Source organism: Alicyclobacillus mali NBRC 102425 (assembly GCF_001570745.1).
Taxonomy (GTDB): domain Bacteria; phylum Bacillota; class Bacilli; order Alicyclobacillales; family Alicyclobacillaceae; genus Alicyclobacillus; species Alicyclobacillus mali.
Genome location: NZ_BCSG01000011.1, coordinates 96,680 through 103,306, shown reverse-complemented (window position 1 = coordinate 103,306; position 6,627 = coordinate 96,680). Strand labels below are relative to the sequence as shown.

The following is a 6,627-nucleotide window of genomic DNA, read 5'->3' as shown; positions in this document are numbered from 1 at the left end:
TCAGGTGGAGTGAATGTGGGTGAACGGGGATCGCCTGGATATCGCACAGCGGCTCGACACGATCATGGAGCGGTTCTTTCGCGGGATGCGCTCGCACTTCACCGAGGACAAATTCGGTTTGACGCACACGCAGGTGTTTGTGCTCCGGCACCTGAGCCTCGTGCCGCAGGCCAAATCGTCTGACCTGGCCCGCATCGCAGGTCTGAGCCCCGGCGCCATCACCCAGGTGTGTGACGAACTGGTCCGATTGGGTTACGTCGAGCGCGTGCGTTCGAGCGAGGATCGGCGCGTCGTGTATGTGATTCTGACGGATCGCGGCCGTTCCCATCTCCGGGAGCTGACGAGAAATCGCGCCGTCAAGATTGCGCAACTCCTGGACAAGCTGGGGGAACAGGACGCGAGGAAGTTTCTCGAGCTTCTCGAGCGATTGGTCGCCATCATGGATGAACACCCATGTGGAGCAAGTCCGCGTGCCAGACAGGAGGGTGAACCATGACCGTTGGCTGGATGGGCCTTGGGCTGATGGGCGAGCGCATGGTCAAGCGAGTCGCCGCGTTGGGCGAGGACGTGGTCGCGTACAACCGTTCGCCGAAAGCGATTCGGGATTTGCCATCCAACGTGCGGCTGACTTCGGACCCGCGAGAAGCCGCGCAGGGATGCCGGTTGACCTTTCTCATGCTCGCCGATGCGGCGGCGGTGGAAGCGGCGCTGTTCGAGTCGGGCGCCATCGATGGGATGGAGCCGGGGACCGTCGTGGTCAATATGAGCACGGTCGGGGTTGAAGAATCGATTCGCTTTGCCGAACGCGTGGAACGACGTGGACTGGGGTACGTGGAGTCCCCTGTCCTCGGGACCACCAAGCCGGCCGAAGAGGGGAAGCTCGTGGCTTTGGTGGCGGGAACGGAGGCGAACGTGGAGGCGGCTCTGCCGTATCTCCGCACCATGGCACACGTCATCCATCGACTGGGCAACGTCGGCAACGGTTCCGCCATGAAGCTCATGGTGAACTACTTGCTCGCCATGTCCATGCTGTCCCTGGGGGAAGCGCTCGCCTTCGCGGAACGGGCGGGGTTCGACGTTCGAACCGCGTTGGACGTGCTGGCCACGAGTTCGGTGTGGCCCGCGGTGTACGGCGGAAAGCGCGGGATGATTGAGTCGGGCGACTTCACGCCCCAATTTCCAGTGAAACATCTGGCCAAGGACATGCGTCTGTTCACGGAGGCCAGCGAGCGTTGGCGGGCTCGCACGCCCATCGCCGGACTCGCCCGGGATCTGCTGCGCCGCGCATCCGCGGGACCGTTCGCCGATCTCGACATGGCCGCGCTCTGTGCGTGGTTCCGCGATGATGGACAGGGCCAAGCCTCGGATCGGTAGGCCTTGACGCAAGGAGGCTTTGTGCGTGGACGTCAGTGTGGTGATCCCGACTTACAACGAGCGAGACAACATCCATCCCCTGGTGGAGCGCATCCATCAAGCTTTAGCCCCTCTGGGGATTTCCTACGAGATCTGGTTTGTCGATGACAGCAGCGACGATACGGTCGCAGTGCTTCGAGATCTGGAGGCCCGGGATCCCGCCGTTCACGTGTTCCACCGCGATCACGAGCGTGGCCTCGCGAGCGCGGTCGTGCGTGGATTCGAAAAGGCGCAGGGCAGGTACCTTGTCGTGATGGACGCTGACCTGCAGCATCCGCCGGAGCTGTTGCCGGCCATCTACGAGCGTTTGGAGTCCGGGATCGACGTGGTCATCCCAAGCCGTTTCGTGGAAGGGGGCTCGGACGGCGGGTTGGGCCCGCTGCGAAAGCTCATCTCGTGGACCGCGAGGGTCATTGGGCAACTCGCGCTCCATCGCCTGCGCAAGATCTCGGATTGCACGAGCGGTTTCTTTGGCCTGCGGCGCGAAGTGATTGAAGGCGTCGAACTGAACCCCATTGGATGGAAGATCTTGATCGAGGTGCTGGTGAAAGGCCGCTATCGCAGCGTGCATGAGATCGCGTACGAGTTCGTGGCCCGCGACTTCGGCGAATCGAAGATGAGCCTCAAGGAGCAGTGGAACTACTTTCGCCACCTCGTGCGCCTGGTGAGCCAGAGCCCGCCGGATCGGCGGTTCTTTCTGTTCTGCCTCATCGGCCTGTCGGGCGTGGTGGTGAACGAGGCGGTCCTGAGCCTCCTGTGGTACGGGTTCCACCTGCGGGACACCGTGGCTTCCGTCGCCGCTTCTTTCGTGGCCATGTTGAACAACTATTTTTGGAACGATCGCGTCACGTGGAAATCCGAGTCCTCCGGACGAGGGTGGGGATGGAAGCTGCCCGTGTTCGTCGGCATTTCGGTCGTCGGGATCGCCATCACGACGCTCGTGATGCGAGGATGCGAGGGCTTTGGCGTGCCCGTTCCCGCTGGACAGGCCATCGGCATCCTGGTGTCCACAGCGTGGTCGTATTGGATGAACAGCCGCGTGACTTGGCGAAACATCGAGCGCGAAGCGCGTGGGGATGCGATTGTGGTCACACGGGAGTCGGTGCGGGATTCGCTGATGCGGGCGAAAACAGGCGCGTGACCAAACGTCAGCCCGATGTCGAACGGTCGGCGGGCCTTTGAGCCGCGCGTGCCTCTGGCGGAAGCCAGGTGCGCGTCTCCCGAGGATCCTGAATGATCCGCGGCGGCACTTCGCCATCCGCGAAAAACCGCTTGGCGACGTACCGGGCTTCAATCGGATTGACCACCCAGTAGCTCAAGTCTCCCGGGATGGACGGGTCGGGATCGTGAAAGGAGCCCGGCAGGGTGGTGTGCACGGTCCGGTACGTCTTGTACTGCGGCGCGCGCGCCGCCAGCCGCGAAATGTCGCCGAGGGACATGTCGGTGTCGATCATCTTCCACGCGTCGAATGCCACTTCGGGCAGCCGGGGCAGCGTTTGAGGGCGAAGGAGCTGATCCTTCAGCGCCACGAGAAACGCCTGCTGTCGCTCGGTGCGCCCAATGTCGCCGAGCGCGTCGTGGCGGTAGCGGACAAACTGGAGCGCCTGTTCGCCGCTCAGGTGATGCCGGCCTTTCCGCAAGTGAATGACGCCGTACACCTTGTCGCCCGTGCGGTAATCCATGTTGCGCGGCACATCGATGTCGAGGCCGCCGATGCGATTCACCATGTGCACGAGCGCATCGAATCGAATGATGGCGTAATGGTCGATGGGGAGACCAATCAAGCGCTCCACCAGCATGCAGGTCTCTTCTGGCCCGCCGCTCGCCAGGGCTTCATTGATCTTGTGATAGCGGCCGTCCGGGAAAGCCACCTGGGTGTCGCGCGGGATGGAGAGGAGTTCAATGCGGCGATGGCTGTCATCGAGGCTCGCGACGAGGAGCACGTCGGCATTCCCGCGCGGGTCTTCCGGGCGCTTGTCGCTGCCCAAGACGAGAATCGTCTCGCGCCCCCCAAGCCGCGTGGTGCCTGGGTCCGTGGCGGTCCAACTGGCGGAAGACGGCGCGACCGAGTGCGAGCCATGCGCGTGCGCATGCGGCCTTTCCGGCCGAGGCCAGGCGTGCCAGGCTCCGAACGCCGCGGCAGCCACGGCCACCCACGCCAAACGCCGACCGTGTCGCTTCAAGGCGATCCCTCCCATCTCCTCGTTATCGTGTGAGGAGATGGGGATCTTTATACCGGGATGGACCTGTGAAACGCGTCATTCGTGATATAAGACCTGATTGCAGTTCGCGCAAATGTAGACGTATTGCTCGCGCACGACGCGACCTTCGACGGGCATGCCAGGCTTGATCACGACGCTGGAGTCAAGCTCGACTTGGCGTTCTTCCCGGAACCAGGTATGATCGCAGTGCGGACAGCGGATGGCGTGTTGAGCGCTCGCCATGTCGTTCATCTCCCATCCAAGACCTAGATATCGCGTTCACGTCCACCATTATATCGATCTGCGAAGAACGGGGTCAAAGCCCGCACCGCGGGGAGGTCCGGCATGATACGCGTCGGAACGTGCGCTTTTCACGATCACGACGACTTCTACCCTCGTACCTGGCCCCGGGAGTTCCGGCTTGCCTACTACGCCTCGTATTTCGATCTCGTCGAGATCGACAGCACCTTTTACCGCATCGCGGAGGCCCGCGTGTGGGAGCGATGGCTCGAGCAGGTGAGCCCTTCCTTCATGTTTCACGTCAAGGCGCCGGGCGCGCTGACGTTTCACGTCCGCACGATGTCTCCAGAGGAGCGCCGAGCCGTGGGCAAGGCGTTTTTGGCGGGCCTACAACCTGTCGTGGAGCGGGGACAACTGGGTGTCATCTTGCTGCAGTTCCCCCCGTGGTTTGACGCGACGCGCCAGCATCGCGTGACGGTCGAACGCATGGTGGATTTCCTGCATCCCCACCGAGTGGCGGTGGAATTTCGCGAGCGCAGTTGGTACGCTACCGACGAACGTACCGGTCGGACGCTCGAATGGCTTCAGGCGCTCGGCGCCGTTCACGTGATCTGTGATGAACCCGACGCGGGGCGGACGTCGGTCCCGTACATTCCCCGCGCGACCGCGCCCGATCTCGCCATTTTCCGCATGCACGGCCGGAATCGCGAGACGTGGAATCAAAAGGGTCTCGGTTCGTCCAAGGAGCGATTCCATTATCGATACACCCAGGACGAGCTCCGCGAGCTCGTTCCAGATGTGCGCGCTCTCGCCGGGCAGGTTCGAGAGGTTCACATTCTGATGAACAACAACTCGAACAACGATGCTGTATGGAACGCATTCGATTGGCTGGATCTTCTCCATCTCGCGAGGCGCCCAAGACCTCTTCTCGAGCGCGGAGACCAGATCCGCCTGTGGAGCGACGAGAACGATGGAGGCCTGTCATGAACGAACGGTATCCGAACTGGATGTTTGCCGGCGTCGCCATCGCCGCGTACGAGTTTTCGGGCTTCTTGGCGCGTTGGACCGGCGCCTCGGGCATCCGGTGGGTGGGATACGGCGTGGTGGCGGCTTGTGCCGCCATTCTAGGTGTTCGGTATCTGAGGACCTTTTGGTCGAGCCGGAAGAGGCGCCGGGGCCCAAAAGACCGCTGACTCGGCCTCAGCCGCTTTCGGCGAGAAGGCTCTCCATGTGCGCCGCAAACCCAGGGGAAAGGCGCGTGTAGAACGACACGCCTTGTTGCTCGATCACGCCCACCTCCGTGACGAGGTGCATCAAAACGGTGACAATTTTGTAGGGTTTTCCGAACGGGTCGGGGGTGCTTCCAAACAGCGGCTTTGCGTGGCGCAAGTATTCGGCGTCCGAGCATTCCACCATGCCGAGAATGTGTTCGAGCGCGATTCGATACGTCGTTCGGCCTCGCTGTTGGACGAATTCGCGCGTCGTCAGCTGATACTTCACCTGGTTGCGGACTTCGCTTCGCTTGAGTTCCCCTCGCAGCCGTTTGACCTTGGGAAATGCATACATCGCGCGGTCCCCTTTCTCGCCTCATTGTAGCACACTTGTCACGTGGAACCCGGTGAGACCCGTGCGAGGGAGCGTGGACATTTGGTATGGTTTTGATAGATTTTTGAGGAATGGCGCAGACGGTATCACCAGGAGGAGAGACGCGATTGAATGTCCTGATCTCGATCGCTGCGGTGGTTCTGACCGCATGGAGCATCGGCGTTCATCTTTGGTTGCAAAGCCCTGTGATGCAGTTCTTTGTGTCGTCAGCGGCAGTCATCCCGCTCGCGGCCATCATGGGGCGGGCGACGGAGGCCATCGCGGCGAGGTCCGGTGAGCGATTGGGAGGCCTCTTATCCGCGACGTTCGGCAACGCCGTCGAGCTTATCATCGGCGTGTTTTCCCTGAAGGACGGGCTCATTCCTTTGGTCAAGTCGTCCATCACGGGCTCCATCATCAGCAATCTGCTGTTTGTCTTGGGCCTTTCGTTCTTCGTAGGGGGATTGCGCCATCCGATTCAGAAGTTCAATGTCCGTGTGGCGCGCAGTCACGGCTCCATGTTGATGCTGGGGATTGGCGTTGCGTTTGTGGTGCCCACCGCATTCGCCTACGGCGCCGCCCACGTATCCCCGGTCCTGTCGTACGGGGCAGCCGCCGTCTCCCTCGTGGTCTATCTACTGGGACTCTACTTCAGCCTGTTCACCCATCGCGAACTGTTTCAAGCGATTCAGCATGAAGAGGACGACGCTTCCGCGCCGAGCAGGCCGGTTCTCGTCCATGTGGTGCTGCTCGCGGCCTCGACCGTTCTCGTCAGCCTGGAGAGCGACTGGTTGGTCGGGTCGGTGCGTTCCATCGCGGCACATCTCGGTTGGAGCGAAGTGTTCATCGGCGTGGTGGTTGTCGCCATTATCGGGAATGCCGCCGAGCACGCTTCGGCGGTTTGGATGGCTTGGAAAAACCGCATGGATCTGTCGCTCGAGATTGCCGTGGGAAGCACGCTTCAAGTCGCCATGTTCATCGCGCCGGTTCTGTTTTTCATCGGCGCTTTGATGGGCGTTCCGTTCACGTTCGCGTTCACCTGGCCCGAGGTGGTCAGCATGATGGCCGCCGTCTTGCTGGTGGTCGTTCTCGTCATGGATGGGGAGTCCAATTGGCTGGAAGGCGCCATGGCCTTTGGCGCCTACGTGGTGCTGGCGGCTGGCTTCTACAGCTTGCCGGGGTGACAGGA

The 6,627-nt window shown here is 62.0% G+C and carries 9 protein-coding genes; 6 read left to right on the top strand and 3 right to left on the bottom strand.

Annotated features, from left to right (window positions below):
- The first annotated feature begins 13 nt into the window (after nucleotides 1–13).
- The 3 genes from AMA01_RS05275 to AMA01_RS05265 are packed head-to-tail and all read left to right on the top strand — an operon-like array spanning nucleotide 14 to nucleotide 2,554.
- The gene (locus AMA01_RS05275) at nucleotides 14–496 is read left to right on the top strand and encodes a MarR family winged helix-turn-helix transcriptional regulator (RefSeq protein ID WP_067848383.1); all 483 of its coding nucleotides are present in this window, start codon (nucleotides 14–16) and stop codon (nucleotides 494–496) included.
- Nucleotides 493–1,374, top strand: a complete 882-nt coding sequence (locus tag AMA01_RS05270; protein WP_067848380.1) for an NAD(P)-dependent oxidoreductase — start codon at nucleotides 493–495, stop codon at nucleotides 1,372–1,374. The genes AMA01_RS05275 and AMA01_RS05270 overlap by 4 nt, the downstream gene beginning before the upstream one ends.
- Before the next feature lie 25 nt (nucleotides 1,375–1,399).
- Nucleotides 1,400–2,554 (top strand): glycosyltransferase, encoded by a 1,155-nt coding sequence (locus tag AMA01_RS05265; protein ID WP_012811173.1) that lies wholly within the window; start codon nucleotides 1,400–1,402, stop codon nucleotides 2,552–2,554.
- Between the two features lie 7 nt (nucleotides 2,555–2,561).
- Here the strand turns inward: AMA01_RS05265 and AMA01_RS05260 are convergent, their stop codons facing one another.
- Nucleotides 2,562–3,596, bottom strand: coding sequence for an LCP family protein (locus AMA01_RS05260; RefSeq protein WP_067848377.1), 1,035 nt, complete (start codon nucleotides 3,594–3,596; stop codon nucleotides 2,562–2,564).
- 75 nt (nucleotides 3,597–3,671) lie between these two features.
- The gene (locus AMA01_RS05255) at nucleotides 3,672–3,857 is read right to left on the bottom strand and encodes a hypothetical protein (protein WP_041695814.1); all 186 of its coding nucleotides are present in this window, start codon (nucleotides 3,855–3,857) and stop codon (nucleotides 3,672–3,674) included.
- 102 nt (nucleotides 3,858–3,959) lie between these two features.
- Between AMA01_RS05255 and AMA01_RS05250 the strand changes: the two genes are divergently transcribed.
- Nucleotides 3,960–4,841, top strand: coding sequence for a DUF72 domain-containing protein (locus AMA01_RS05250; protein ID WP_067848375.1), 882 nt, complete (start codon nucleotides 3,960–3,962; stop codon nucleotides 4,839–4,841).
- A complete protein-coding gene (locus AMA01_RS05245) occupies nucleotides 4,838–5,047 on the top strand; it encodes a hypothetical protein (RefSeq protein ID WP_012811170.1) in 210 nt (69 codons plus the stop codon). The genes AMA01_RS05250 and AMA01_RS05245 overlap by 4 nt, the downstream gene beginning before the upstream one ends.
- A 7-nt stretch (nucleotides 5,048–5,054) precedes the next feature.
- Here the strand turns inward: AMA01_RS05245 and AMA01_RS05240 are convergent, their stop codons facing one another.
- Nucleotides 5,055–5,420, bottom strand: a complete 366-nt coding sequence (locus tag AMA01_RS05240) for a hypothetical protein (protein ID WP_012811169.1) — start codon at nucleotides 5,418–5,420, stop codon at nucleotides 5,055–5,057.
- Nucleotides 5,421–5,566: 146 nt separating this feature from the next.
- On the opposite strand from AMA01_RS05240, the gene cax reads away from it, so the two are divergent.
- On the top strand, nucleotides 5,567–6,622 hold the full coding sequence (gene cax / locus AMA01_RS05235; protein WP_067848371.1) for a calcium/proton exchanger: 1,056 nt from the start codon (nucleotides 5,567–5,569) through the stop codon (nucleotides 6,620–6,622).
- The last annotated feature ends 5 nt before the right edge of the window (nucleotides 6,623–6,627 follow it).

What these genes read in the sequence shown, in the direction of transcription:
- AMA01_RS05275 (WP_067848383.1), top strand. Translation starts at nt 14, where the DNA reads ATGTGGGTGAACGGGGATCGCCTGGATATCGCACAGCGGCTCGACACG.
- AMA01_RS05270 (WP_067848380.1), top strand. Translation starts at nt 493, where the DNA reads ATGACCGTTGGCTGGATGGGCCTTGGGCTGATGGGCGAGCGCATGGTC.
- AMA01_RS05255 (WP_041695814.1), bottom strand. Translation starts at nt 3,857, where the DNA reads ATGGCGAGCGCTCAACACGCCATCCGCTGTCCGCACTGCGATCATACC.
- AMA01_RS05250 (WP_067848375.1), top strand. Translation starts at nt 3,960, where the DNA reads ATGATACGCGTCGGAACGTGCGCTTTTCACGATCACGACGACTTCTAC.
- AMA01_RS05245 (WP_012811170.1), top strand. Translation starts at nt 4,838, where the DNA reads ATGAACGAACGGTATCCGAACTGGATGTTTGCCGGCGTCGCCATCGCC.
- AMA01_RS05240 (WP_012811169.1), bottom strand. Translation starts at nt 5,420, where the DNA reads ATGTATGCATTTCCCAAGGTCAAACGGCTGCGAGGGGAACTCAAGCGA.